The sequence below is a fragment of the Novosphingobium kaempferiae genome (genome assembly GCF_021227995.1).
Lineage (GTDB): Bacteria > Pseudomonadota > Alphaproteobacteria > Sphingomonadales > Sphingomonadaceae > Novosphingobium > Novosphingobium kaempferiae.
On sequence record NZ_CP089301.1, the window covers coordinates 1,214,635 to 1,239,239 of the forward strand.

General features: G+C 63.2%; 21 protein-coding genes and 2 tRNA genes. 11 read left to right on the forward strand and 12 right to left on the reverse strand.

Annotated elements, in window-relative coordinates:
- Window position 1: 1 nt before the first annotated feature.
- Genes trbF through LO787_RS05600 form a run of 5 tightly spaced genes read left to right on the forward strand, consistent with a single transcriptional unit; the run spans window position 2 to window position 3,210 of the window.
- On the forward strand, window positions 2–811 hold the full coding sequence (trbF, locus tag LO787_RS05580) for a conjugal transfer protein TrbF (protein ID WP_232494861.1): 810 nt from the start codon (window positions 2–4) through the stop codon (window positions 809–811).
- Window positions 808–1,632, forward strand: a complete 825-nt coding sequence (trbG, locus tag LO787_RS05585) for a P-type conjugative transfer protein TrbG (protein ID WP_232494862.1) — start codon at window positions 808–810, stop codon at window positions 1,630–1,632. The genes trbF and trbG overlap by 4 nt, the downstream gene beginning before the upstream one ends.
- Entirely contained in the window at window positions 1,629–2,816 is a 1,188-nt protein-coding gene (locus tag LO787_RS05590) for a TraB/TrbI/VirB10 family type IV secretion system protein (RefSeq protein WP_232494863.1), read from the forward strand. Before trbG ends, LO787_RS05590 begins: the two co-directional genes overlap by 4 nt.
- The gene (locus tag LO787_RS05595) at window positions 2,804–3,025 is read left to right on the forward strand and encodes a DUF2274 domain-containing protein (protein WP_232494864.1); all 222 of its coding nucleotides are present in this window, start codon (window positions 2,804–2,806) and stop codon (window positions 3,023–3,025) included. Before LO787_RS05590 ends, LO787_RS05595 begins: the two co-directional genes overlap by 13 nt.
- Window positions 3,022–3,210, forward strand: a complete 189-nt coding sequence (locus tag LO787_RS05600; protein WP_232494865.1) for a helix-turn-helix domain-containing protein — start codon at window positions 3,022–3,024, stop codon at window positions 3,208–3,210. Before LO787_RS05595 ends, LO787_RS05600 begins: the two co-directional genes overlap by 4 nt.
- A gap of 281 nt (window positions 3,211–3,491) precedes the next feature.
- Here the strand turns inward: LO787_RS05600 and LO787_RS05605 are convergent, their stop codons facing one another.
- A complete protein-coding gene (locus LO787_RS05605) occupies window positions 3,492–3,668 on the reverse strand; it encodes a DUF3606 domain-containing protein (protein ID WP_232494866.1) in 177 nt (58 codons plus the stop codon).
- A gap of 167 nt (window positions 3,669–3,835) precedes the next feature.
- Here LO787_RS05605 and ligD point away from each other — a divergent pair, with 167 nt between their 5' ends.
- The 4 genes from ligD to LO787_RS05625 are packed head-to-tail and all read left to right on the forward strand — an operon-like array spanning window position 3,836 to window position 7,444.
- Window positions 3,836–5,692, forward strand: coding sequence for a DNA ligase D (gene ligD, locus LO787_RS05610; RefSeq protein WP_232494867.1), 1,857 nt, complete (start codon window positions 3,836–3,838; stop codon window positions 5,690–5,692).
- Window positions 5,689–6,498 carry an exodeoxyribonuclease III gene (xth, locus tag LO787_RS05615; protein WP_214866358.1) on the forward strand — a complete coding sequence of 270 codons (810 nt, stop codon included), beginning with the start codon at window positions 5,689–5,691 and terminating at the stop codon, window positions 6,496–6,498. The genes ligD and xth overlap by 4 nt, the downstream gene beginning before the upstream one ends.
- The gene (locus LO787_RS05620; RefSeq protein ID WP_232494868.1) at window positions 6,498–6,995 is read left to right on the forward strand and encodes a cupin domain-containing protein; all 498 of its coding nucleotides are present in this window, start codon (window positions 6,498–6,500) and stop codon (window positions 6,993–6,995) included. Before xth ends, LO787_RS05620 begins: the two co-directional genes overlap by 1 nt.
- Window positions 6,992–7,444: a GFA family protein gene (locus LO787_RS05625; protein ID WP_214866360.1), complete on the forward strand. Its 453-nt coding sequence runs from the start codon at window positions 6,992–6,994 to the stop codon at window positions 7,442–7,444. The genes LO787_RS05620 and LO787_RS05625 overlap by 4 nt, the downstream gene beginning before the upstream one ends.
- Here LO787_RS05625 and LO787_RS05630 read toward each other — a convergent pair.
- Window positions 7,441–7,668 (reverse strand): DUF3072 domain-containing protein, encoded by a 228-nt coding sequence (locus tag LO787_RS05630; RefSeq protein WP_214866361.1) that lies wholly within the window; start codon window positions 7,666–7,668, stop codon window positions 7,441–7,443. The two genes, LO787_RS05625 and LO787_RS05630, sit on opposite strands and share 4 nt — an antisense overlap.
- Window positions 7,669–7,734: 66 nt before the next feature.
- The gene (locus LO787_RS05635; protein WP_232494870.1) at window positions 7,735–8,787 is read right to left on the reverse strand and encodes an ATP-dependent DNA ligase; all 1,053 of its coding nucleotides are present in this window, start codon (window positions 8,785–8,787) and stop codon (window positions 7,735–7,737) included.
- Between the two features lie 726 nt (window positions 8,788–9,513).
- Between LO787_RS05635 and LO787_RS05640 the strand changes: the two genes are divergently transcribed.
- Together LO787_RS05640 and LO787_RS05645 are read left to right on the forward strand one after the other, a co-directional pair.
- Entirely contained in the window at window positions 9,514–10,623 is a 1,110-nt protein-coding gene (locus LO787_RS05640; RefSeq protein ID WP_232494871.1) for a hypothetical protein, read from the forward strand.
- The gene (locus LO787_RS05645) at window positions 10,623–11,069 is read left to right on the forward strand and encodes a hypothetical protein (RefSeq protein ID WP_232494872.1); all 447 of its coding nucleotides are present in this window, start codon (window positions 10,623–10,625) and stop codon (window positions 11,067–11,069) included. Before LO787_RS05640 ends, LO787_RS05645 begins: the two co-directional genes overlap by 1 nt.
- Before the next feature lie 281 nt (window positions 11,070–11,350).
- Here LO787_RS05645 and LO787_RS05650 read toward each other — a convergent pair whose 3' ends face one another.
- The 9 genes from LO787_RS05650 to LO787_RS05690 form a co-directional block, all read right to left on the reverse strand.
- Window positions 11,351–12,217, reverse strand: a complete 867-nt coding sequence (locus LO787_RS05650) for a 3'-5' exonuclease (protein WP_232494873.1) — start codon at window positions 12,215–12,217, stop codon at window positions 11,351–11,353.
- 28 nt (window positions 12,218–12,245) lie between these two features.
- The gene (locus LO787_RS05655; protein WP_232494874.1) at window positions 12,246–12,947 is read right to left on the reverse strand and encodes an RES family NAD+ phosphorylase; all 702 of its coding nucleotides are present in this window, start codon (window positions 12,945–12,947) and stop codon (window positions 12,246–12,248) included.
- A gap of 11 nt (window positions 12,948–12,958) precedes the next feature.
- Window positions 12,959–13,372, reverse strand: coding sequence for an MbcA/ParS/Xre antitoxin family protein (locus LO787_RS05660; RefSeq protein WP_232494875.1), 414 nt, complete (start codon window positions 13,370–13,372; stop codon window positions 12,959–12,961).
- A gap of 75 nt (window positions 13,373–13,447) precedes the next feature.
- Entirely contained in the window at window positions 13,448–14,662 is a 1,215-nt protein-coding gene (locus LO787_RS05665; RefSeq protein WP_232494876.1) for a tyrosine-type recombinase/integrase, read from the reverse strand.
- Window positions 14,663–14,825: 163 nt separating this feature from the next.
- Window positions 14,826–14,901, reverse strand: a tRNA-Thr gene (locus tag LO787_RS05670).
- A 167-nt stretch (window positions 14,902–15,068) separates the two neighbouring features.
- Entirely contained in the window at window positions 15,069–18,920 is a 3,852-nt protein-coding gene (locus tag LO787_RS05675) for an autotransporter outer membrane beta-barrel domain-containing protein (protein ID WP_232494877.1), read from the reverse strand.
- 30 nt (window positions 18,921–18,950) lie between these two features.
- The gene (locus LO787_RS05680; RefSeq protein WP_232494878.1) at window positions 18,951–21,566 is read right to left on the reverse strand and encodes a beta strand repeat-containing protein; all 2,616 of its coding nucleotides are present in this window, start codon (window positions 21,564–21,566) and stop codon (window positions 18,951–18,953) included.
- A 277-nt stretch (window positions 21,567–21,843) separates the two neighbouring features.
- Complete coding sequence (locus LO787_RS05685; RefSeq protein WP_232494879.1) at window positions 21,844–24,417, reverse strand: ATP-binding protein; 2,574 nt, start codon at window positions 24,415–24,417, stop codon at window positions 21,844–21,846.
- A 96-nt stretch (window positions 24,418–24,513) separates the two neighbouring features.
- A tRNA-Val gene (locus LO787_RS05690) sits at window positions 24,514–24,589 on the reverse strand.
- Window positions 24,590–24,605 lie beyond the last annotated feature (16 nt).

Below are 24,605 nucleotides of genomic sequence, written 5' to 3' on the forward strand. Positions count from 1 at the left end.
CATGTTCTTCAAGCGCAGCGTCCAGCGCTACGGGCGCACGCCACAACCCGAGACGCCCTTCCAGCGTGCGGGCCAGCTTTGGGACGAGCGGATCGGCTCCGCGCGCGTCCAGGCCCGCAACTGGCGCCTCATGGCCTTCGGCAGCCTGGCGCTGACCGGCGGCACCTCCGCTGCGCTCGCTTGGCAGTCGGTCCAAAGCAGGGTCATCCCCTATGTGGTGGAAGTAGACCGGCTGGGCGAGGCTCGCACTGTGCAACCGGCCGAGATCGCCTATCGTCCGACGGACCCGCAGGTGGCGTGGCATCTCGCGCGCTTCGTGCGCTCGGTGCGCTCGGTTTCGCTCGATCCGGTGCTCATGCGGCGCGACTGGCTCGAGGCGTATGATTTCACGACGAAGCGGGGCGCCCAGTTCCTGGGAGAATATGCGCGCGGCGCATCGCCGTTCGCGAACGCTGGGGAACGCACCGTCTCGGTCCAGGTAACGAGCGTGATTCGCGCATCCGACACGTCGTTCCAGGTGAAGTGGACGGAAACCGCCTACGAGCGTGGTTCGCAGGCCGGCATTGCCCGTTGGACGGCGATCCTCACGGTCGTAACGAGGCCCCCGGCATCCGCCGATATTCTGCGCAGGAATCCGCTGGGGATCTATGTCGACGCGATCGACTGGAGCCGCGAGCTCGAAGCGCCAACTTCCCAGCCGCCGGCAGCTGCGCCGCAGCCTCCGCCCACGAAGGCGAGGCTCCCGATTGGATCGCCGCTTGAACCGACGCGCGGCGGGCAGACTTCCAACACGCAGGAGATCGAGGAATGAAGCAGGCAATCCTGCCAGCGCTGGCCGGCCTCGCATGCGCGGGTTCCGCCCATGCCCAGTCAAACATCCAGCAGGTCGCGGCGGCTAACCGGGCCGCGATCGTGCAACCGACGGCCGGTGGCTTCGTAGCGGGCGCCCAGGTCTATTCCTATCGGGAAAACGCCATTTTCGAGAGTTACGTCTCGCCCGGCCTGGTCACGGATCTTGCGCTCCAACCGGGAGAGGGACTGGTGGCCATAGCCAGTGGCGACACGGCGCGCTGGGTGATCGGCGACACCATAAGCGGCGCGGGCGACGCGCGCCAAACGCATGTCCTGGTCAAGCCCTTTGCACCGGGGCTCGTCACCAACCTCGTCATCACCACCGATCGCAGGACCTACCACATCAAGCTGGTCAGTACGCCTGGGACGGCGATTTCCGCCGTGCGCTGGACGTATCCCCAAGATGAACTCCTGGCGCTGAAGCGAAAGGCCGATGCGGCGCAAGCGGCTGCGCCGGTCGCCGCCGGGCTCTCGATCGAGCAGCTGCATTTCAACTACCATATCGCCGGGGATCGGCCGGCCTGGAGACCGCTGCGCGCCTTCGACGACGGAAGCCGGACTTATATCGAGTTTCCCGCGTCGCTCGCTCAGGGAGAGGCGCCCCCGCTGTTCCTTGTGGGTTCTGACGGCAAGGCAGAGCTGGTGAACTATCGCCTTCGCGACCGCTACTATGTGGTCGACCGCATCTTTGCCGCCGCCGAGTTGCGGCTCGGCCTCAGGAAGCAGCAGGTCGTGCGCATCACCCGCGTGTCACCTCCAGTCAACGGGAGCGACCGATGACCGAGGCACCGGAGGCTCCTGCGCCGGAAAAGGTAGATCCTGAAACACTTGCGCTGCGGTCGCGGCCGACGCGTGCGATACGGTTTCGGCGGGGTGCCATAATCGGGATTGCAGCGGCGGGACCGGCGAGCCTCATGGCCATCGCGTGGCTGGCTCTCAAGCCGCAGGTGTTGCACCGGCAGGCACCGGACAGCGAGCTGTCGCAGCCCGTAGCCGGCTCTGCCTCGGACGCGCTCGCCGGGCTTCCTTCCAGCTATGGCGACGCGCCGAAGCTGGGGCCACCGCTGCCAGGCGACCTCGGCCGGCCCATCCTGCGTGCGCAGCAGCGCGTGCAGGATGCCGGCACGCCCGCACCAGCAGACGATGCCGAGGCGCGGCGCCAGCAGCGGCTCGCGCAAAGCCAGGCGGCGCGCGAGTCGGGATTGCTGGTGCAGGTCGCCGCGGGCCCCAGCAGCCTCAGCAGCACTCCACGAACCTCGACCCCGGGCTCGTCTGAAAACCCGGCAACCCCGGCAGAAACGTCGGCAACCAGAAAGGAGCGCTTTGCCAAGGCGCGCGACGATGGGCCCGACCTCAACCCACATGGGCTCGTCCGCCCCGCTTCGCCCAACATGCTGCTCGCAGGCAGTGTCATTGCCGCCAGCCTCATCACCGGGCTGAACTCGGACCTGCCGGGCATGGTGACCGCGCAGGTTACCCAGAATGCCTATGATACGGTGACAGGCCGCATCCTGCTTATCCCCCAGGGATCACGTCTGGTCGGCAAGTACGACAGCGTCGTGGCTTTCGGGCAGAAGCGGGCGCTGGTGGTCTGGCAGCGTCTTATCCTGCCCGACGGCAATTCGGTGCGACTGGATAACATGCCGGCGACAGATCCTTCCGGATACGCAGGCCTTTCGGACAAGGTCGATTTCCATACCTGGTCGCTCCTCAAGGGAGTTGCGATCGCAACCCTGCTCGGGGTTGGATCGGAGCTCAGCATCGATGGCGAAAGCGACATAGTCGAGGCGATCCGGCAATCGGCACAGTCCAGCACGTCACGAGCAGGCGACCAGATCACGCAGCGCAATCTCGACGTGCAGCCCACCATTACCGTTCGCCCGGGCGCGCCGGTGCGCGTGCTCGTCACACGCGACCTTCTCATCGAAAGTGGCGACAGGAGAGGCAAGCAATGGTCCAGCTGAAATTGGGCAAGCTACCCGATCGCACGCCGGTAAAGCTGGCGATCACCATTACTCCAGACCTTCAGAATGCGCTGCAAGCCTATGCGGCGCTCTACACCGCGGAATACGGGATTGAAGAACCGTTGACCGAACTCATCCCCGCTATGCTCGCCGCTTTTCTCGAAAGCGACCGCAACTTCTCGCGGGCGCGTGGCGGGAGGATCGGATGAACGCTGGTCGCGGCGACGAAGATCTTGAACCACTGACGGTCCGCATCCCGACGGCTGTACGCATCACCGGCCTCAGCCGGTCGCGGATCTACGAACTGATCCTTGCAGGCCATCTCGAGACGGTGAAGGTCGGTCACGCAACGCTGATACGGTATGAAAGCCTCAAGAGCCTGACTCGAGGTTGATCCATCGCCGCTTCGTTGCCGTTCCCCCGCTGAGCGGCAAGGTGCCAAGACGGACGGAAACGACAGTCCCCTCTCATCGGCTTTCGGCAGCGACCAGCCGAACCAAAGCTCCGTTCGATCGCGGCCGCATTGATATTTGCGGTCAGCGGGACGGCGTCTACGAGGCGCATTTCCGCGATTTTTCACCTCGCAAAGCATTCGCAGTCGAGAGTGCGTCTACGCAAACGGAATTGCCGGCAATCGCGACCCAGAGATTTGGTCCGTTGACCAGCAGACTGACCTTAGCCTTTCAGATGCTGCTCGACAGCATCGGCGTTGCTTCCGACGGCTTGCACAGCGGCTTCCAGCCGTTCCTTGCTGACACCGAACTTGCCGGTCCAATACTCGACCTCATAATCCTCCCCAAGCGCGATGCGCGAGCGATCCTGCGGGCCGCGATTCGTCTTGTCGTCTGCCATGGCTCATCTCCTTCATAGGTGACCTGATTTCCAACGCCGCGGTGATGATGCAGTTTCCTTAATCCGCGAGAAGCGGTGCGCCGGCCGGCGAGCGGAGTCCGTCGCGCGGTGGAACGAGTCCATTGCTCGCGCACTTTGGCTATTATGACAAACAGCGGCCATCCACCATGGCGCGCGTGACCCCGGCGCGCCGAAAAGCAGCTTCGACGAGGAGCGCTCCGCCGTTTCGAGCGGTGCAGCTTGCCACGCTTGTCGACACCGTTCCCACCGGCAATCGCTGGCTGCATGAGATGAAGTATGACGGCTACCGCGTGCTGCTGAGCGTGGGCGGCGGCGAAGCCGTAGCCTATACGCGTTCGGGGCTCGACTGGTCGGAGAAGTTCGCCGGCCTGGTCGCAGATGCGGCAAAGCTCAAGGTCTCCTCCGCGCTCATCGATGGCGAGGCCGTGGTGCTCGATGGCGATGGTCGCTCAAGCTTCCAGGCATTGCAAAATGCGCTCAAGGGCGCCCCTGGATCGATCGACTATTTCGCGTTCGATCTGCTGGAACTTGACGGTGAGGACCTGACCCAGCTGCCGCTGACCGAGCGTAAGGCGAAGCTCGCGAAAATCCTGCCCAAGGGCAAGTCGCGGTTGCGCTATTCCGATCACATTGCGGGCAACGGCGAAAAGCTGCTCCACCAGTTCTGCGCTGCGGGCCTGGAGGGGGTCATCTCCAAGCAGGCCGACGGCCGCTATGTTGGCTCAAGATCGGGCGGCTGGCTCAAGACCAAATGCATCAAGCGGCAGGAGTTTGTCGTAGTTGGCTGGACACCCTCTACCACATCGCGATTGTTCCGCTCGCTGATCCTCGGCGTGCATGAGGATGGCGTCCTGCGCTACGCGGGCAAGGTCGGCACCGGTTTCGACAACCAGGAGATTGTCGACCTGATGGCAATCATGGCGCCGCTCGAACAGGAGGCGCCGCCCGTCGAGGCACCGCGTGCGGAAGTGCGCGGAGCGCACTGGCTGCGCCCCAAGCTGGTCGCGGAGATCGCCTTTACCGAGATGACCAACGAGGGAACGCTCCGGCATCCGTCATACCTCGGCCTGCGCGCAGATAAGAAGCCTGAAGCGGTCGTGGTGGAGAAGGAGGCACCGGTCGCGGCGGCGATCGCTCCAGCCTCGTCGATCACCATCAGCAACCGCGACCGCGTCATCTTTCCCGAGGGCAAGTTCACCAAGGGCCAATTGGCGGATTATTATGCGCAAGTCGCTCCAATCATGCTGCCCTGGGTTGGCTCACGGCCCATCAGCCTCGTGCGCTGCCCCCAGGGTCGCGCGAAGAAATGCTTCTTCCAGAAGCATGACGCGGGCAGCTTCGGCCACGCTGTCCGGCATGTCGCGATTCGCGAGAAAGACGGGCATGACGAGCCCTATCTCTACATCGATACGGCAGAAGGGCTGCTTACCTGCGTGCAGATGGGCACCATCGAGTTTCACGGCTGGGGCTCCAGGATCGAGGATGTCGAGAAAGCCGACCGGCTGGTGTTCGATCTCGATCCCGACGTGGGCCTCGACTTTGAGAATGTGCGCAGCGCCGCCTTCCAGTTTCGCGAAATCCTCAAATCGATCGGGCTCGAGACCTTCCCGATGTTGACCGGCGGCAAGGGCGTCCATGTGATCGCGCCGCTGGTTCCGCAGGCGGAATGGCCGGATGTGAAGGACTTCGCGCATCGGCTGGCCCAGGCTGTCGCCCAGAGCGACCCGGAGCATTTCACCGCCGCCTTGCCCAAAGTGCAGCGCAAGGGCCGCATCTTCGTAGATTACCTTCGTAACCAGCGCGGCGCCACGGCAGTCATGCCCTACGGCGTCCGCGCGCGCGAAGGCGCGCCAGTCGCCGTGCCGATCACTTGGAAGGAAATGGAGACGATCGACAAGCCTTCGCACTGGAGCATCCGCGACGGCGCTGAGCTGGTGAAGCGGGCCGGCTCGAAGGCGCTAAGCGGCTGGGGCCGCGCCGATCAGACATTGCCTGACCTATGAAGATCGCCACCTACAATGTGAATGGCGTAAACGGCCGACTGCCGGTGCTGCTGCGCTGGCTCGAGGAAGGGGAGCCCGATGTGGTCGTGCTCCAGGAATTGAAGGCGCCGCAGGAGAAGTTTCCGGAAAGCGCCATCCGTGACCTTGGCTACGATGTCATCTGGCACGGCCAGAAGTCTTGGAACGGCGTCGCGCTGCTCAGCCGCGTCGGGGAAATCCACGAGACGCGTCGGGGCCTGCCCGACGATCCCGACCCAAGCCAGAGCCGCTATATCGAGGCTGCCGTCAACGGCATCCTGATCGGCGGGCTTTATCTGCCTAATGGCAATCCGCGTCCCGGTCCCAAATTCGATTACAAGCTGCGCTGGTTCGACCGGCTGATCGAGCATGCCGCCGGGCTGCTGGAGAGCGGGCTGCCGGTGATGCTGGCGGGCGACTTCAATGTCATGCCGACAGATCTTGACGTCTACAAGCCAGAGCGATGGCTTGATGATGCCTTGTTCGCGCCCGAAGTCAGGGCGGCCTATTTCAGGCTGCTGGACCAAGGCTGGACCGACGCGCTGCGCACGCTGCACCCAGGCGAGGTCATCTACACCTTCTGGGACTATTTCCGGAACGCCTACGGCCGCAATGCCGGCCTGCGCATCGATCACCTGCTGCTCAGCCCCGCTCTTGCTGATCGACTGCTCGATGCGCAGGTCGACAGCCATGTGCGTGGTTGGGAAAAGACCAGCGATCACGCGCCGGTCTGGATCGAACTGGCCGACAAGCCCAAGCGCAAGCGAGCCCCGAAGGCGAAGATGTGATGGAGATCGAGAGCTTCTTCATCAGCGAGAATGGCTGGGTACCTAACAATGCTCGGTTGCCCGTGGTCGTCTATCGCGGGGCGCTGGGGGGCGAAGGGAACGACTTGGCTGACCGGTTCGAGGCATTGTTCGACGAGCATGGCTGGACCCCGGACTGGCGCGACGGGGTGTTCGACTATCATCACTATCATTCGACCGCGCATGAGGCGTTGGGCGTGTTTGCAGGCGAGGCGACCCTGGAGCTTGGCGGGCCAGGCGGGCGGAAGGTGTCCGTTACAGCTGGCGATGCGGTCATGCTACCGACAGGCACCGGCCATCGCGCAGTTTCTGCAAGCGAGGATTTCCGGGTCGTGGGCGCCTATCCGCAGGGACAGACGTGGGACATTTGCCGTGACGCACCCGATGACGCAGGCCGCGCGCGGATGGGGGCGCTTCCTGATCCCAAGCGCGACCCAGTGACCGGCGCGGCGGGGGCACGAACCGGCGGCGAGCCATGAACGAGTGGACGGGCGGCTGCGCGTGCGGTGCGGTCCGCTATGCGCTTGGCTCGCAGCCTTTCGACGCGGGTTACTGCCACTGCCGGATGTGTCAGCGGACTAGTGGTGCACCCGTCATGGCGTTTGCGACGGTGCTCATTGACGAGTTTCACATCATCGAGGGACATCTGGCGCTGCGTCGATCATCAGATTTTGGCGAGCGGGGATTTTGCGGCGCGTGCGGCACCCCGCTCACCATGCATGTGAAGCACCAGCCAGACACGATAGATTTCACGATCGCGACGCTCGACGCGCCGGAAAGGGTCGTTCCGCGATTTCATATCTGGTGCGCAAGCAGCATCGGATGGTTCGAGATTGCCGACAAGCAACCACGCCATGCTCGGTTCAGACCTAATACCGTAGGACTGACTGCAGGCCGCGCCGAGCCCGGCGACATTACCCGTGACTAGGCTCGACCAAGCTTCGATTTGAGCGCGTCAATCCGCTGAGAGGCATCGGCCTTGGTCAGATTTTCAGGTGGCAGTTCCTCGCCGGCTTCCTCGCTCAAGGTCGTCAGATAGCTTGCCTGCGCTCCGGTCATGGGTTCATCGCCGGAAACCCAGTCGTTGGGATTCTTTTCGGTGTTGGAGCCGGGGCGGTCTTCGAGCTTGGGGTTGTGCAATTGATCGGTCATGATCGCTCTCTCGTTTCCTGTTTGTTCTATACAAACGGGAGCCCGGCTTTACAGTTCCCCAGCACTTCAATTCGGTGCGATCAGCTCCATCAGTTCGGCGGGCTTCAGCTCACGGATGAGCTGATCATAGCGGCATTGCCGGCCCGCTTTGTCCGGGCGCCAGCGATGGAAGCGCGTGCCGTGGCGGAAGCGGCCGGCTGTTATCTGGTCGTAGATCACCTCAACGACCAGATCATGATCAAGTGAGATATAGTCGCCGCTCTTGTCCGGGTTCCAGCGACTTGGGCCTCCCGGCGACTTGCCGGTAAAGCCCGGGCCGCCTTCATGCGGCTCGAGGATCGCGCCAAGCGCCTTTCGCTCTGCTGCCGGGAATGCCGAGCTGAACCCGACAAGGTCCAGCTTTCCGGCTTCATTGAAGAGCCCGAGCAATAACGAGGCGACCTCGCCCTTGGCATTGGTCCGATAGCCACCAACCACGCAGTCCGCAGTGCGCAGCTGCTTGACCTTTCGCATGGCCCGCTCACCCTGCTGATAGGGTTGATCGAGCGGCTTGGCGATCACCCCGTCGAGCGCCCCGCCGGTCGCGGTCAGCCAGGTCCTTGCCTGCTCCAGAGATTGCGATGCGGGAGACAGGATCAGGGCGGGGTTCGCGATTGTCTTGTGCAGCGCCTCGAGCGCGGTGCGCCGTTCCGCGAGCGGCTTGACGCTGAGATCGATCCGGCCGATCCTGAGAGCGTCGAACAGGATCAATTGCGCGGGCGTGTCGCGGGACAGTTTGGCGACACGCGAGGCGGCCGGGTGAAGCCGAGCCTGCAACGCATCGAACGAAAGACGATCGCCGATCGGAATGACAAGTTCCCCGTCCAGCAGCAGGATCTTTTGGTCCAGCGTGCGAATATGCTCGATCACTTCCGGAAAATAGCGACCCAGCGATTTACCCGACTTCGACCAGATCGCGATGTCGTCGCCCTTGCGATCGACGAGGGCGCGAAAGCCATCCCACTTCGGCTCATATTGCCATCCCGGTGGCTCCGGCAGCGTTTCGACCAGCAGCGCCTCCATCGGCGCGATTGGAGCGTCGGTCTGATCGGTCGATAGAGAGGATCGTTTGCCGGCCATGGGAGGATAACCCTTCCTGGCCCCGGCAGTTTCCCTAGCGGAAGTACCCGCCATTCCGTTGGGCGGACAAGCCACTCAGCATATGGAGTAGTGCGCGACACGAAGCGGTTGAGGTCGGTGCTCTGTCGGTTTCGCCAAACGTTACCGTAATCGCTTAGGGCTCGATCTAGTCGGGGCATATCCTACCGAACTGAGCAAGCTGTGTCGCTCAAAACTGTGAACGACGTTCCGACCCTGCCTGGACCGTCATTCGAGTTGACCCAGCAGAAATGGGACACATGCCCCACTAACTTCCGACGGTTGCTGACCTCCTGTCGCCATTCACCTGTGCTGATCCGAACGTCCGGATTTGATGGAAGCCGCCGATCCAGCGACACTAAACTGCCGGACAGTAAACGCCGCAGGCATCGCCGTTCGATCGATCACCCTTGCTTCCCCAGACCTGCTCTTTGGGGTAGCGCAACCGTCCCGCTTCTCCATCTCCGATGCGCCATCTCGGGAAAACACAATCGGGAACAGGTTTCGAGAAAGCCAAGCCTGCCACCCGGGTGCCTGCACTTGCAGTCACCGGCTGCCCCATCACGTTAGTTTTCGGGACGGGCGCCAGCTTGAGAGGCGCTCTTTAATCCCAGGGCAGAGCTTCAGGGCACGCCGAGTGCCTACCAATTGCCCAACTTCGAAATTAGTTGGCGCTGCCAGTGCGGGTCTATACACCTCTCAACGGACATGGCCGACGATAAAACCTTCAAGCTCCGATACGTCGGCACCCGCTTCAACGGCGCTCGTATGCCGGTGAACGTCCTGTCCGATCTGCCGGCGTTCCGCGACCTACTCGTTTCGTTCGCACGAGACGAGTATTTGGAACGCCACACGGACCGGAAGCGCGTCCCCAAGGGCTTCGACGCAAGCCTCACGTTGGACCTGACGCAGATCGAGGACGGCAGCGCCCAACCCAATCTGGTGTGGAGCCGAGACCTAGCGCAAGAGATGTTGCCGGGTATCGAAGACGAACTCGCCGAGATTGTGGAAGCGTCCTATGCTGACATCGCCCAGCTGTTCGAGGGCGCCGCGGGCGCTGATGGATCCCCTGATCTCAGCCCCGACAAGTTGCGAGCACTCGACAAATTCGGTGCTGGCCTGCGTCCGGATGAGCGGATCGAGCTGATACCGGTCACCGGCGACAATGTCGTCTTTCTCGATTTCGAGCGGCGCAAGCGGCTCATCACTTCAGTCCGCGAGACTTACAATGTTCGTCTGACGGGTGTCGGAACCCTGGTTTCAAATTCGGTACATGGTCACATCATCATCCGAACAGAAAACGGGGACATCTCCGTCGAAATTGATCCCGAAGAGATCAAGCAGAACTTCGATGGGAGCCTCGATCAGCCCGTTCAGTATGACATCATGGTCGAAATGGATCGGAATGAACGCATCCGTAACGTCGTCGACGTATTTGATGTTGCGGTTGTCGATGCGAGCTTGGAGGCCGCTGTGTCGCGCTCCTATGAACGTCTGAATGAACTGTCGCGTATGAAGGCTGGTTGGCTCGACGGCGAAGGGTCGGCGGTTGACGAGGCGGCCTTGCGGTCGGCGCAACAATTCATCGCGAAACGCGCGATTCTTGCCGGCGCCATGCGCATCTACCCGAACGAGGGAGCAGGGGTGCTCATCGAGCTCGAGACCGGCGGGTGGGATATGTCGCTCGAGTTCGCGTCCAATGGATCGGTCGAGATCTACGGGATCGAGATCGATGGCGCTGATGAAATGGAGTCGCAGACCTTCAGCGGTGTCGGGGACGAGCTTCTGGCTGCTTTCGACGGAAAGGTGCGTCACTGATGGGAGCGCCATTGACGGACGGAGCTGAGGTGCTTCTTCGCCAAATTCATCCAGATCTTGTTCAAGACGGCACGCCGGCGAGCAGCGCGTTTCGGCCCAAAGAATCTGATAAAAACAAGCTCAGCGTCGATCGTGGGGCGATGACGACGGCGGCGGCTGCGTTCGATCTTTTTACCAGTAACGGCTACACGTCCGCCGCGGTGTACGGCATCAGCGTTGCGGAGTTTGGCGCCTGCGATATTCCGTGTGAGGAAGATCCGCTACCGGCGGAAGGCGACAAAGCGGCCAATCCGGCGCACGCCCTCGCCAGCTTCGAGAAGTTCGGCGGCAGCAAGCAAAAGACGCTCGGCCAACGAATCAAACGGGCAGCCATCGCTCGCGGCATCTTGCATTCGATCGACGCCAGTGCGGACGCCGGCGATGATACAGGCGATCAGCATCCCTAGAGGTCATGACGTAGGACGAGCACAGAATTACGCTTAGTCGGTCGGAGAACCTAGGCAGGCCCACCGCTGCAGATGCTAGTTATCCGATTGGGCTTGCTATATATGCGTCAGGAGGGGCACGAGCGGTCACTCCGGTGCTGCCTTTGGGCAACGGCAGTTCCGAAACTCGATCATTTTGGGACACTCGCAAATGGCAGATCTCGGCTGAACCCGCCGTTCGGCGAGGCCCCTGCGGACGGCAGGATTATCCCACATTCTGACGCTTACGTTGTCGCCACGGATTAGCGGTGCCGTTCACGTGCGCTGATCGGGATGAATGCCGGCTCACCGTAGCCCGCATAGACTTCGCCCATAAGCCAAGTGCGTTCTGGCTCGCTTTCTTCTTCGGAAACGGCTCTCCACCAGAACCGCATTTCGGCGTTCCAGCGATAGCCACGCGACTTCAGGCGATCCTTGGCGTCAAATGGCGCATCGATGGCATTCACCTGATAGGTCATCTTCTGCGAACATGTGACAAGGTGGGAGAGGATCGTTTCACCATCGGGTGCGGCATGGGAAAGAAGGTAGATCAAGGCGAGAATATCATTCTCCGCCCGGTGGCCCTCGTAGAACCAACCGCATTGCGAAACGAGATGGGCGAGCGCCCGGCCATCGAAGCCCAATTCCAGCCAGTCCAGTTCGGCCATTGAGCACGCCCAAGGCTGGCCGGCGACTGCCGGGAGCCGGCGGTCGACGAAGGGCCGGTCAAATGCGGCATTGTGTGCGACAATGATGTCGGCCGATGAAAGAATGTCCACCGCCGCCGCCTCATCGATCGCTTGTCCCGCTAGGTCGCTATCGGTCAGGCCGGTAAGCTTGGTGATCTTCGGGTCTAGTGGAATGCCAGGATCCTCGCGCCACACTCGCGGAAGACCCACCTGAATAACACGCCCGCGCCCGTCGAATCGAAACCGCTGGACGGCAAGTTCGATGATGCGATCGACCTCGCGATCTAGCCCCGTTGTTTCCACATCAATCGCCACACCGATACGGCTGCCCGTCCCAGGATCGGCTTCATGAAAGGCAGCCACCGGGCGGAGCTTTCGCAGCACCTTGAAGTCAGGATGACCGTTCAATTCCGCGATCATCTTCTCATGGCGCTCAGTCACTGCGACGTTCGTCCGACAAGCTCTTTCCTCACGAAGCATCGATGACCCGGAACACAGTGCCCTTGCCGGCGTCCCGGACAAGATCAACTCTCTGGCCGTCCCAGTGGTAATCAAGATGGCGCCCTTGAAGGGGGTGCGAGGCGCAGTCAGGGTGGAATAGCGCTACGCATTCACCGCCAGGATGCCGGACGCTGGGATAGGCAATTCCATCCGAACCGGCGCTTCGAAGGTTGGTCGCTAGTTGCTGGGCTGCAGAGTAATCGTTCGGATCCAAGGCAGCACTTGAAGTTTCACCTCGCAAGTCATGGAGATCGGCGCGGATTGCCAGGATGATCTCTCGAAATTGCGACGTCCATCCCGCTGGCTCAGAGGTCTTGGCCATGAAGCGTGCGTGATGGTGGATCGTCTCGAACACGGCCGTTTCATAACTGCGTGCGACGTAGAGTACGCCATAATGCCCGGCCGAGAACCGGCTCGGCCGGTCCGTGCTGACATGGGTGAACGACGCCATGAGATAGGAAGCCCCGGGTCCGCCGACCCTACGCTCGGGCGGAACAAGGTCGATGTTACCGATCGTTGCCATGATACGCGGGTTTGTCTTCTGCTCGGCCGAGAGAAGAAGAGGCCAATCCGCAGGATCCGCGATGTCTTCGAAGAGGTCTATCGGAGGAAAGACGCTGCGAATGATCCTGACCGCCCCCGCCCACTCGACCTTGCTGACCGGGGGCATTCCCTCCCTTGTCACCAGCCGCCGCGCTCCGCGTCGAGATAACGCCGAACCCGCATGATATCCGTGAGTTCGCCGCCGAGCATCACCTGCAGCGCGCTGGCTCCGTCAAAGGCGGCGTTGGTAGCCTTGACCCAGTCATAACCACGCTGAGGTTCCTGAAAGATGATCCTCAGCGCCTTGTGAATTCCCATAAGGTTGGACAGCCGCGCCAGTCCATCACGTGAAATACGTCCTGGCCCTTCAGCCTTCCAGCGACGAAAGGTGCGCACCGGCATGTCAGTCAGCACTGCCGCCTGTTCGTCCGTCACGCCCCACCGAGAAAACAGATTGAGTGCTGCACGGAAGAGCGCACCACCTTCTTCCTGCGTAATCGGCTCTGGCCGGAACGGCGCGGGAGCCGTGTCGATAGTTTGCAGCAGCGTCATTTGATCCTCCATATGGCAAGATATGTCTATTTTGATGCCAATTGGCAAGAGGAAGCGAGCGGGTTTCTGGGCGGGTCAGGTTCCGAACTTGGGGCGGATGATCTCGGCGCCATCGCGCAGCTTGCAAAGATAATCGGACCACCATTGCGCCATGCGGACCCGTTCCTCCCAATGCGCCCCTCGATGATAGGCCGCACGAACGCTGTCCCGCTCCCGGTGTGCAAGCGAGCGCTCGATCGCGTCGGGGTGCCAAAGCCCACTTTCATTGAGCAATGTACTCGCGATGGAACGAAAGCCGTGGGATGTCATCTCATCCCGTGTGAAGCCGAGGCGGCGCAGTGCGACATTCAATGTGTTTTCGCAGATTGGCTTGAGAAAGGTGGAATTGGCAGGAAACAGGTAGCTGCCAAGGTTGCCCATCGCCCGCAGTTCTCGAAGCAGTGTGACCACCTGGGTCGAGAGCGGAACGGCGTGCGGCTTGCGCATCTTGGTACGTTCGGCGGGCACCCGCCAAACGGCTGCATCAAAATCTATCTCGCCCCACTCCGCCTTGCGCAATTCGCCGGGACGAAGATAGACGTGGGGAGCAAGTTGCAAGGCGATACGCGTTTCGATCTTGCCTCCATACCCGTCGATCGCTCGTAGGAGTTCCCCGACCTTTGCCGGTTCGAGCAATGCCGCGTGATGCTTCACCTTCGGTGTAATCAGGGCGCCGCGTAGAATGTCGGCCGGATTGTGCTGGGCGCGAAGGGTAGCCACTGCGTAGCGAAACACGCGGCCGGAGAACGATCTGGCCCGGATCGCGGATTCAAAGTGCTCCTTGCGTTCAAAGCGCTTGAGGGCGTTGAGGAGTTCGTGCGCTGATATTTCGGCAATGGGGCGATGACCAATGGTGGGCTGCAGTTCGTCTCGAAACCAGCGCATTTTCTTAAGCGTGGCGGGGGCCTTGCCTTCCCTTTCCATCTTCTCGATGAATTCGTCTGTAACGACACGGAATGTGGTGCGTGCCGCAGCTTCGGCCTTGATCTTGGCCTGGATCCGAGCCGCCAGAGGGTCAACGCCACCTTCAAGCTGTTCGCGCGCCTCGTCGCGTTTCTGACGCGCCTCCTTCAGGCCGACATCAGGATAGCGCCCGAGCGCCATCTTCTTCTCGATGCCATGGAACCGGAACTTGACCCGCCAGAGCAAGGACCCGTTCGGGTTGACGAGGATATAGAGCCCCTTTGCGTCGGCAACCTTGTACGGTTTTTCGCGCGCTTTCAGGGCGTTGATCTGGATCGTGGTCAGCATTGGGGGCCTCGACTCGATAGTGTCGTAAAGGCCCCCGATTCGGGGCCCCCAATTCACCTGGACGGAGGTGGACAAAGGGGGACGTCACCGGAAAGCCGATGACCAATTATGCCTGATTTCTGGGGGTTTTTGGAGCGAAAAAACGCTTGACAAGGGGGTGCCCTGGTGCCGCTTACGTGACTCGAACACGTGGCCCCATCATTACGAATGATGTGCTCTACCAACTGAGCTAAAGCGGCATCCCTTGCGGGCAGGCGCGGCGTTTACATGGGGAAGGCGCGCTGTGCAATCGCCTTTTCGCGGATTTTTTCACAACCGCTGCAACGCCCGTTTTTCGTGAGAACACGGGCAAAGACGGTGGAGAGTGCCGAACTCTCCACCGTCCCCCCTTGCGACCCGAGAGGGATCAGAATGCGAAGCGGATGCCCGCGCGTCCATCGACGCCCGAGTAGCTGCTTCCGAACGTGCCGGAGCCCTGGATGAAGCCCGAGACCGGGCCCGAGCCCTTGATGTCGAGGCCCAGCGTGGCCTGACCGTAATCGTCCATGCGAGCGCCAGGCACCCAGACGCTCTGACCTCCGCTCAGCAGCGTGGCGCCGTCCTTGCCCTTGAACTCGTGAACGAAATCGCCCGCGCCGTAGAAGGTCAGCTCGGTGCCGCCGAGCTTGGTGACGCCGCCGAGACGGGCGCCGATGCGGCCGCGCAGACCATCGGCCTTGTCGAAGGCGATCTTCTGGTCGAGCGCTTCGATGTCGCCGAGCGAGGTGGACTGCCAGGCAAGGCTTGCTGCCGGTTCGACGAAGAACTTCGCCGATCCCAATCGCGCACCCACTTCACCCTGCACGCCGATGCTGTGGCCGCCGATCTTGTCGTTCCAGTCCATTTCCTGGCTGGAGACGTGGGTCGAGAAGTGATCGTACTTCACCAGCAGGTTGGCGAAGACCACGCCCTTCGTCACGCCGCCATAGACGCCCACGTTGAGCGCATCGGTGCGGCCCTTGTCGCCGTTCGCCTTGAAGCGCTGGGTCGAGCTTGTGTAGCCGCCCATGATGCCCGCCGTCACGCCTTCGCCCTGTACCGCGTCGAAGCCGAGTTCGCCGCCGTAGAAGTCCTGGCGATAGTCGAGGTCATAGCTGGCCGCCGCGAAGCCGTTGCCGCCTGCCACCGCGCGGGTCTCGTCACGGTTGGACACGCCGCCCGACATCTGACCCCAGATACGCTTGCCCGGATCGCCGAGATCGCGGCTGGTGCGCATGTGGGTAGTAAATGCCTCTGCGGATTTGAGCCAGATCGACTGCGCACCTTCGTTCAGGCGTGCGAAGCGGTAGACCGGCGCGCCTGCGGTGCTCAGCACGCTGTAGCTGCGGCTGGCAGCGTCATAGGTAAGGCCATAGCGCACGAAGCCGATATCGGTGGATTCGAGCGTGAAGGCGTTCGCCGACGAACCTGCGCCCACGGTCACGATCTTGAGCGGCCCGTTCAGCAGCGTCGCGCCGTAGCCATCTGTGCTTGTGAGCGAGATCGAGGTCGATCCCGTCGCCGCACCTTCGACCACCAGCGTGTCGGCGACCTTGCCGTTGCCGCCGATATCGATACCCAGCCGCGCCTTGCCGGAAGCAACATAGTTGCCGTCGAGCGTCAGGATATCGCCGGCCACGCCGTTCTGCAGACTGAGCGTTCCCGAGTTCTCGAAACGGTCGAGGCCGTAAATCCAGCCCTTCCCGGCCTTGCCGCCCGTTGGCGTCGCAAGGCGCACGATGCCGCTGTTCACGAGCGTGTCGTTACCAGCGCCAAAGTCGTTGGCGTAGGAACCGCTGGCTGCAAACATCCAGGTGCCCGAATTGACGAAACTATCGTCGCCGCCGCCGGTGACCACGGCGCCGTCGATGACGCCCCGGTTGTTGATGATGGCAGTACCTGCGCCAATGTCGATGGCCTTCATAACGCCGGAAATGGTGCCCGCGTTTTCGATCCGCACCGTACCGCCGGCCGGTCCGTCCAGCGGGGCGACTGCGCCTCGGGACGGAACGCCCCCGATACCGATGCCAATACCCGGCTCCTCCGGACCTCCTGGAATTCCGATACCCGGCTCTTCCGGAAGGCCGATCCCCGGCTCCACGGGAATACCTATTTCGCCATCGGGCTGAGGACCGTTGGCAAGTGCGACGATGCCGTTTTGCCCACCGACCTTGCTGCCTCCAGCCATGGTGATGCTGACATCGCTGCCCGACAGGAACACCGCATCGTTGTTGCCGGAAGTTACCGAACCGGCGATGGCCAGCGTGTTCTCGGCAAGCGCGGAAATTTTGATCGCCTCGGCGTCCGCTGCCTTCACGCTGCCGATCTTGGTGGTCACCCGTCCGCTGCCACGCACGAAGATGCCGTTGGCGCCCTTGCCGCCGACTTCGATCTTGCCAGCCTCGATGGTGATGTCGTTCAAGCCAGCGCCATCAGTCGCTGCCACGTCGAACATATCTGGCAGCGAGCGTCCAGGAACGAATGAACCCGCTTTGACCGTCCTTGTCGGGATCGTCGATTTGCCGATGGTTGGAGTGTCATGGCCATCGAGGTGCCGTACTTGCGAAACGGAAGTACCGGCGTCCGCCATGGCCGCCTCCTGACTGTATGCGATGACACCGCCGTTCAGGTTATAGACGTAGATACCATGGGAGGCAGCACCGGCGGTCGTGATCGTTTCAACCTTGATGTCCGCGACTCTGGCACTGCCGATGCCCACGAGAAACGAATATATGCCTTGTGCCTTGTCTCCGGTCGTGACGATATGCCCGGCCTCGATCGTCACATGGCTTACCGAACTGTTCGTACGAATACCGACCGCGTCCTGACCAGACGTCGTTATCGTGCCATTGACCTTTACATTGATGTCGCCAGCTACCGAATGCGCAAAAATGCCCCGGCTTAAAACACCGTCGGTAGTGACATTGTCGACAACAATATCTTGATTAGTTGCAGTCGTAAACGTCCTTACGCCGGACGCGTTATCTCCCTTGGTTGAAAGATCTCCCGCAACAAGATTGAGTTCACTGAGCTCTCCACCAAAGTATACTGCGTCGGAGAATTTGCCCTTCGTCGAAACCGAATCGACATTTAGTTCGCTAATAACCTTGTCACGCGCCTTAATGTTACCAAATGATTGGACGAAAAGACCAATCGAGTCGTCGCCACTGGTCGTTATAGACCCAGCCGCTACATTCACATCGCCATAGGCAGATTTGGCGAGAATGCCTATCGACAAGTCACCGTGAGTAATTGCCTCTCCTACGGTCAAATCAACGTCGCCGCGCAGCGCAACCAGGTCTTGCTGAAAGCCTGCAAGGCCGTCTACGCCATGGGAACCGGGGCCCGATGTCTCCACTTTGGCGACCGACACCTTCGATCCCATGAAACTCCACGCCGTTATGCCGGTCGATACGTCACCGAGCGTCGAAACTGAGTTCGCGGTCACGTCTGCTTTCTGGTTGACATCGACCATGATGCCCTTCGCCGCCGGCCCACGGGTCGATATGTTCCCGGCCACGACAGTCCCCGACCCATAGGCAGAATAGGCCAGTACGCCAAAAGCGTTTTCCCGCCGCGTCGTTACGTCCTTCACGGTGATTGTTACGTTGCCGCCCACGGTCGTATTTATACCAGCTGCGCCCACGGAGTTCGCACCGCGGGTGGCGATATTCCCCGCCTCGATTGTCACGTCGCCTGTGAATCCCGTGCCATAAGCATCGTGCACTGCACCGTATAAGCCGACCGAATTGGCTCCATCTGTCGCGACGGTGTTGGAAACGATTTCAACGTCGCCACCGGTGCTCACTCCGACGACCCCGTAAGAGCCATCGCGTTTCGTTATGACCTCGTTGACCGACAGAAACACATTTTCGGAACCGACAGCGTAAAGGCCTTTGCTGCCGATGCCGTTTGTGAAGATGGTCCCATCGACCTTGACGTTGGCCTGGCCGGAGTTTGAACGCACATGAATGCCGAGCGACTGGTCCAACCCAGTCACGACGTCACCGGTGACATGTATGTCCGCGGTTGCTCCGCGCACATCGATGGCATTGGCATTGTAACCGCTCGTCAGCACGTTCTCGGCCCTGACTACGACTGCACCTTCAGTCATGACATCGATGGCCTTTGCATCGAAGGTGCCTCGGCTCGTCACGGATCCTGCGTCGATGACCACATCGCCCTTGCTCTCGACGCGAATCGACCTGCTGGATCCGCTAGAGTTTTCGATGTCTCCCACGTCGATAGTGACGTTGCCGTCAGTTCCAACCTAGATCGCGGTTCCGACGATGTTTATGTCTCCAGCCTTCACATTGACCGCGCCGCCGCCGTTGGAGATCGCGACAAGGCCAAGGACAGCGCCGCCCTTGCCGGAAATATTGCCGACATCGACGTTCACGTCGCCAAGACCGAGTGCGACCACGCCTGAACTGCGGTAACCGTTGAGGACGAGATCCCCGGCGTCGATGTCGATCGCGCCACCGCCGTTCAGCACTCTCGCATAGATGCCGGCCCCGTAATCGCCATCGACCTGGATGGTGCCGGGGTTGTTGATCTTGATCGGCCCAGCATCGCTGATGACGTCGATACCGTTGGCGGCATAGCCCGAGACGTGGATCGTGCCGGTGCCGTTGATGGTCACGCCGCCGGTTTCGCCCAGCGTGGTCGCGACGATGCCGCTCGCCAGCGCGCCCTGCGTGGTGATGTCGCCGACGTTGACGATCACGTCGCCGTATACGCTCGTGGCGACGATGCCTCGGGATTTGTCGCCGTAAGTATGGATGCTGCCTGCGTTGACCGTCGCATCGTATGCGGCGCGGATGTTCAGCGCGGTCGAGCCGGTGCCCTTGGTCACCACGCTGCCGTCGACCGTCAGGCTCCCATCTCCGAGGTACGCCTGCACGTTCGCACCTATCGAGTCGTCACCGCCGGTGAGGATGTTCGCTGCGTGCAGGCTGGCGTTCTCGCCCCCCATGCTCACGCCAAAGGATTGCAGGCCGTCCGTGGAGATGTCGCCCACCGTGACGGTCGCGTCAGACCGCGGCGCGAATATGGAGACGCCGGTTGCGTAGTCACCCGAGGTAACGATCTTGTCGGCATGGATCGATACGTCGCCGCCGATCGCGAGGACGGCGATACCGATGCCGAGCGTGCCTGCGGTTTCGACCTTGCCCGCGTTGATGGCGATGTCGCCCATGTAGGATATGGCGTTGATGCCCATCGCGCCGAAGCCGGAAGCGACGACGTCTCCCTTCGAGGCGATATTGATGTCGCCATGGTACGAGTAGGCGACGATTCCGTGGCTGCCGCGGCCACTTGTGGTCACGCCGTCCTGAATATCGATGTCGATGCCCCGCCCGGCGCTTGGCGCCGGATATTGGCCGCTGATCGCCTGCACACCGGCGGAGTAATCGCCGGTGGTGGTCACCTGCCCGGCCTGGATGCCGACATGGCCGCCGAACGCCGCATTGCCGATGATGCCGCCGGACTGCATGCCCGACGTGCTGACTTCGCCCGCCTTGATCGTGATGTCGCCATAGTAGGCGAGGCCGTAGACCGCCGGCGAGAAGTCTCCCGCAGTCGTCACCTTGCCCACGTCGATGGAGACATCGCCGCCGAAGATGGCCTTGCCGTAGACGCCATGCGACGCGTAGCCGGCCGTCGAGACTTCGCCCGCCTTGATATTGGTGCTGCCGCCATAGACCGAGACGGCATAGATGCCCGGCGCGAAGTCGCCGGTGGTCTTCACGGTGCCGACGTCGATGTGGTTGTCGCCGTAGACGTTGATCGCGACGACGCCAGCCGCATGGTTGCCCGCCGTCGATACGGATCCGGCGGTCACCGAGATATCGTGCGAGGCCTGCCCGTTGTCGTAGGCGAAGTTCGAGGTAGCGTAGATGCCGTCCGAATAGTCGCCCTGCGTGCTGACGCTGCCCGCCTGCACCTCGACCGAGGTGCCCATGGCGATGATCGCACCCGCGTTGGCATCCTGGAAAGCGCCGCCGCCGACGGTGCTGACGCTGTCGACGACGACCTTGGTGGCGCCGTTCGAATAGGCGACGATACCGCGCGCGCTTTCGCCGGACGTCTCTACCGTCCCGGCCTTGACCGTGGTGTTGCCCTGCCCGCCGTTGGCATAGATGCCGCCCGCGCCATAGCCGGTCGTCTTGACCTGGCCGACGTCGATGGTGACATCGCCGCGATAGGCGGTGGCGGTGATGCCGTTGGACAAGTCGCCCGTCGTGTTCACGCTGCCGGCGGTGATGGCGATACCGCCGGTGGAGCCGCCGACGTTGGTGGTCGCGAAGATGCCGTCAGAGCGCCAGCCGACGGTCTCCACGGTGCCGACATCGATGGTGATCTGGCCCGAACCTTCGGCATGGACGCCTGCCGAAACGGAGCCGTCGGTGCTGATCGAACCGGCCTTGATCGTGGTCGTGCCGTTGGTGACGGTGCCGATGCCGGGCGTGTTGTCGCCCGTCTTCACGACGGTGCCTTCATCGACCACCACGTCGCTGTCCGGCCAGCCGGGGACGGCCGCCACGGTCGGGTCGATCACATTGGCCGCCTTCACCGGCGCGAGCGCGGCACTGCCTGCCGACGCCACCATGATGCCTCCGCTGCGGGGTGCGACGACTGCCGCCTGCACCGGCGACACGCGCAGGGTCAGATCCTGCGGCAGCGGTTCGGCGGCAGCGGGGGTCGCGGGCGCCAGAACGGGCGCGGTCAGAGTGCAGCCTGCTCCGGCCAACCCGGAACATCGATCCTTGGCGAGGGCGCCACCGGGAGCGAGCAGCAGCGACGAAGCAAGCGCTGCCGCGCCAGCGCCGAGGCGCAGCGTGCGACGGACGCGACCGTGAGAAGCATGACGAACGTGTGAAGACACCGGATTATTCCCCTAGACCAAGCCGATCATCCCGCTGGGCGCCACCAAACCGACATGAAATGCCGCTAGATGGCGCGCATCGGATCACGAGAGACACGGATTTCCGCGGACATACGGGATAGACCGAGGTATCGGCGGAGCGCCCCCGCCCGCCGTACGCCAGCATGTCCCGTTAACTGCCGGTGCACAGAAGCCTACGTATTGGACGTCGAGGCCAGTGTGAGATTGTGGGATCTTGTGTGGGCGCCGACAACGCGCCCGTGAAGCCCGAGAACAATCAGCAGGATGTCAGCCTGGCCTGCGCATCCAGCCGGTGCATGCCGCGCGTCAGTGCGATCCGTTCACTCCAGAATCCCGCGCCCTGCGCCTGTGCCTGCGCGGTCGCCGCGGCGATTTCCGCGCGCGCCTGGCCTGTCTCTCCGGCCCTCGCCAGCAGGTCGGCCCGCACGCGCAGCAGTTCGGGCAGATACCAGTTGGGCGCCGCCGCCCCGACGAAGCCGGTGCGCGTCATCGCCAGCGCCTCATCCAGACGGCCGAGACGCCCCGCCGCTTCGGCAAGCGCGCAGACCGCCAGCGGAGCCACCGCGCCAAGCGGTGCCTGTGCGATATCGGCCAGCGTCGCTTCCAGCGCCCCCGGTCCCGAGGCCCCGCGCACCGCCGCGAGCCAGCCGGAGGCTGCCCGTGCGATCCTTCGCCATACGCCGCCTTCCGCGCCGTGCGCCTCCAGCCGGGCGACCACCCGCTCCGCCAGTTGAAGCCGTTCGAGCAGGAGCGCGACCGGCAACTGGCCGGTCACCAGCGCGAAGAGCGCACTGGGCAGATGGCCCATGCCGTCGCCTTCGGCCACAGCGGCCTCGGCCATGCGCAGGGCCTGCTGCGAATCGCCCGAGAGCAGCGCGACGCGCGCGCGGAAACTCAGCACCACCACGCGCTGGTCGAAGTGATACGGCAGGTTGAGCAGGTCGCGCTCGGGCCAGGCGAAGATCGCCAGCGTGCGGTCGAGATGTTCGGCCGCTGCGCGCTGGTCGCCGGTCAGGTGCAGGGCGATGCCGCGCAGCCGGTCGCCCACGGCGGCAAGGTCGCCGTCGCCGGTTCGCGCCGCGATCTGGGCGTAGCGCCCGGCCGTCGCGAGCGCGGGATGGACCCGGCCCGTGTTGACCTCGTCCATCCACTGCGCCCAGAGCCCGTAGAGACGCGGGGTGATGCCCCGCCCACCGGCAGCGTCGATCAGCACGCGCGCCGCCCCGCGCAGTTCGGGTCCGCGCCCTTCCTCCGCCACCAGCGCCCGCGCCAGTTCGCCGTGAAGCGGCACGCGCACATGGGAGGGCGCGTCCTGCGCGATGTCCCGCGCCCGGCGCAGCCAGTGCAGCGCCCGCGCCTGATGCCCCTGCCCAAGCCAGAGCCGCGACGCGCCGAGCACCAGCCGCAATGCCAGTTCCGCCCGGTCGTCGCTTGCGAAGGCCCAGTCCAGCGCCGCCTCCGCGTTGGCGAGAAGGTCCATCGGCAGCCGCGTCCGCCCCGCGAGCGCGATGCAGACGAGTTCGGCGTGGCGCGCGCCGGGCCCGTCCGGCCCGGTCTCGCGCTCCTCCTCGGCCAGCCGCTGCAAGGCAAAGGCGCGGATCGGGGCGGGGAGACGGAAGGTTTCCTCACCCTCATGCGGCATCACCAGACCGGCGGCGACCAGCCGCGCCAGGACCGCACCGACGCCCGCCTCACCCTGGGGCAGCAGCGCGCGCACGGTCGCGAGGCCGAACGCGCCGCGCAGCAGCGAAAGCCGCCGCAGCAGGCGCTGTTCGCCCGCCGCAAGCGCGCGGTACTGGCCGTCCAGCGCGATGGCCAGCGTGCGGTGACGCGGATCGCCGCCGGGCTCGGCCTCCATCTCCAGCATGAAACCGTCGTCGAGCAGTCCCGCCAGCCCCGCGATACCGATCCGCTGCGCCTGTGACGCGGCGAGGGCAAGGGCCAGCGGATAGCCGTCCAGCCTTGCGCAGAGCGCGGCGACACCCAGGTCACCGCTGCGAATGCCGTCCCCGGAGTGCGTTTCGAACAACTCCAGCGCTGCCGTCTCGTCAAGGAAGCCGACGGTCACGGAGCGGATCGCGAGCGCCGCCCGGGACGTCACGAGAACGCCCACGCCGGGGCATGTCGCCTGCAGCCGCGCCACCAGCGCCGAAACTTCGGGAAGCGCCGCATCGCAATCGTCGAGGACCAGCAGCTGGCGACGATCGCGCAGCCGATCCTCCAGCATTTCCCGCCGCTCCAGCCCGAGCGCCGCCGCAACGTGGTCCGCCGGGGCGCCACAGCCCGCCAGCGCGACATGAGTCACGCCGTCCGCATACCGCGGCCGCAGCGCCCGCGCCGCAGCCGCCGCGATCACCGACTTGCCGATACCCGCAGGGCCGCACAGGCTGGCCGCGCCGCCCTGCTCCAGCAGGGACACGATCTGTGCCAGTTCCCGCTCGCGCCCCAGCAGTTGCGGCAGCTCGGCCGCATCCCCCACCGGTTCGGCGTCGAAGGCCATCGCGCTGACGAAGCGATAGCCACGCCCGGATACCGCGACGATGTGCCGAGCCCCCGACGCACAGCCCAGCCGCCGGCGCAGCGAGGACACCTGCCAGCGCAGGTTGCAGTCGGCGACGACGCGGTCGGGCCACATGCGGCGGCCAAGCTCTTCCTTGGTGACGAGGCGTCCCGGCGTTTCCAGCAAAGTGGCGAGGAGCACGGTCTCCGGTCCGCCGAGCGAGACCATGCCCTGTTCATCGAACAGCAGCCCACGGCTGCCGGAATACCGGAACCTGCCGAAGCGCACCCAGCGCTCGTCCTGCCTATCGCTGTCGTCGTGTTTGCCCATGTCCGGCGGCACAACGACGCCGCCGCGCGATTCCCGTCGAATGCGCCCGCACAAATCTGAAAAAATGTCGACGAAGTTGCTGAAATCAGCGACGAATGGTGGGCGGTGAGGGGCTCGAACCCCCGACCCTCTCGGTGTAAACGAGATGCTCTACCAACTGAGCTAACCGCCCGCGCAGTGCGCAGGCG

Excerpts from the sequence above, each read along its gene's own strand:
- trbF (WP_232494861.1), top strand. The coding sequence starts at position 2 with ATGTTCTTCAAGCGCAGCGTCCAGCGCTACGGGCGCACGCCACAACCC.
- trbG (WP_232494862.1), top strand. The coding sequence starts at position 808 with ATGAAGCAGGCAATCCTGCCAGCGCTGGCCGGCCTCGCATGCGCGGGT.
- LO787_RS05590 (WP_232494863.1), top strand. The coding sequence starts at position 1,629 with ATGACCGAGGCACCGGAGGCTCCTGCGCCGGAAAAGGTAGATCCTGAA.
- LO787_RS05595 (WP_232494864.1), top strand. The coding sequence starts at position 2,804 with ATGGTCCAGCTGAAATTGGGCAAGCTACCCGATCGCACGCCGGTAAAG.
- LO787_RS05600 (WP_232494865.1), top strand. The coding sequence starts at position 3,022 with ATGAACGCTGGTCGCGGCGACGAAGATCTTGAACCACTGACGGTCCGC.
- LO787_RS05605 (WP_232494866.1), bottom strand. The coding sequence starts at position 3,668 with ATGGCAGACGACAAGACGAATCGCGGCCCGCAGGATCGCTCGCGCATC.
- ligD (WP_232494867.1), top strand. The coding sequence starts at position 3,836 with ATGGCGCGCGTGACCCCGGCGCGCCGAAAAGCAGCTTCGACGAGGAGC.
- xth (WP_214866358.1), top strand. The coding sequence starts at position 5,689 with ATGAAGATCGCCACCTACAATGTGAATGGCGTAAACGGCCGACTGCCG.
- LO787_RS05620 (WP_232494868.1), top strand. The coding sequence starts at position 6,498 with ATGGAGATCGAGAGCTTCTTCATCAGCGAGAATGGCTGGGTACCTAAC.
- LO787_RS05625 (WP_214866360.1), top strand. The coding sequence starts at position 6,992 with ATGAACGAGTGGACGGGCGGCTGCGCGTGCGGTGCGGTCCGCTATGCG.
- LO787_RS05630 (WP_214866361.1), bottom strand. The coding sequence starts at position 7,668 with ATGACCGATCAATTGCACAACCCCAAGCTCGAAGACCGCCCCGGCTCC.
- LO787_RS05635 (WP_232494870.1), bottom strand. The coding sequence starts at position 8,787 with ATGGCCGGCAAACGATCCTCTCTATCGACCGATCAGACCGACGCTCCA.
- LO787_RS05640 (WP_232494871.1), top strand. The coding sequence starts at position 9,514 with ATGGCCGACGATAAAACCTTCAAGCTCCGATACGTCGGCACCCGCTTC.
- LO787_RS05645 (WP_232494872.1), top strand. The coding sequence starts at position 10,623 with ATGGGAGCGCCATTGACGGACGGAGCTGAGGTGCTTCTTCGCCAAATT.
- LO787_RS05655 (WP_232494874.1), bottom strand. The coding sequence starts at position 12,947 with ATGCCCCCGGTCAGCAAGGTCGAGTGGGCGGGGGCGGTCAGGATCATT.
- LO787_RS05660 (WP_232494875.1), bottom strand. The coding sequence starts at position 13,372 with ATGACGCTGCTGCAAACTATCGACACGGCTCCCGCGCCGTTCCGGCCA.
- LO787_RS05665 (WP_232494876.1), bottom strand. The coding sequence starts at position 14,662 with ATGCTGACCACGATCCAGATCAACGCCCTGAAAGCGCGCGAAAAACCG.
- LO787_RS05685 (WP_232494879.1), bottom strand. The coding sequence starts at position 24,417 with ATGGGCAAACACGACGACAGCGATAGGCAGGACGAGCGCTGGGTGCGC.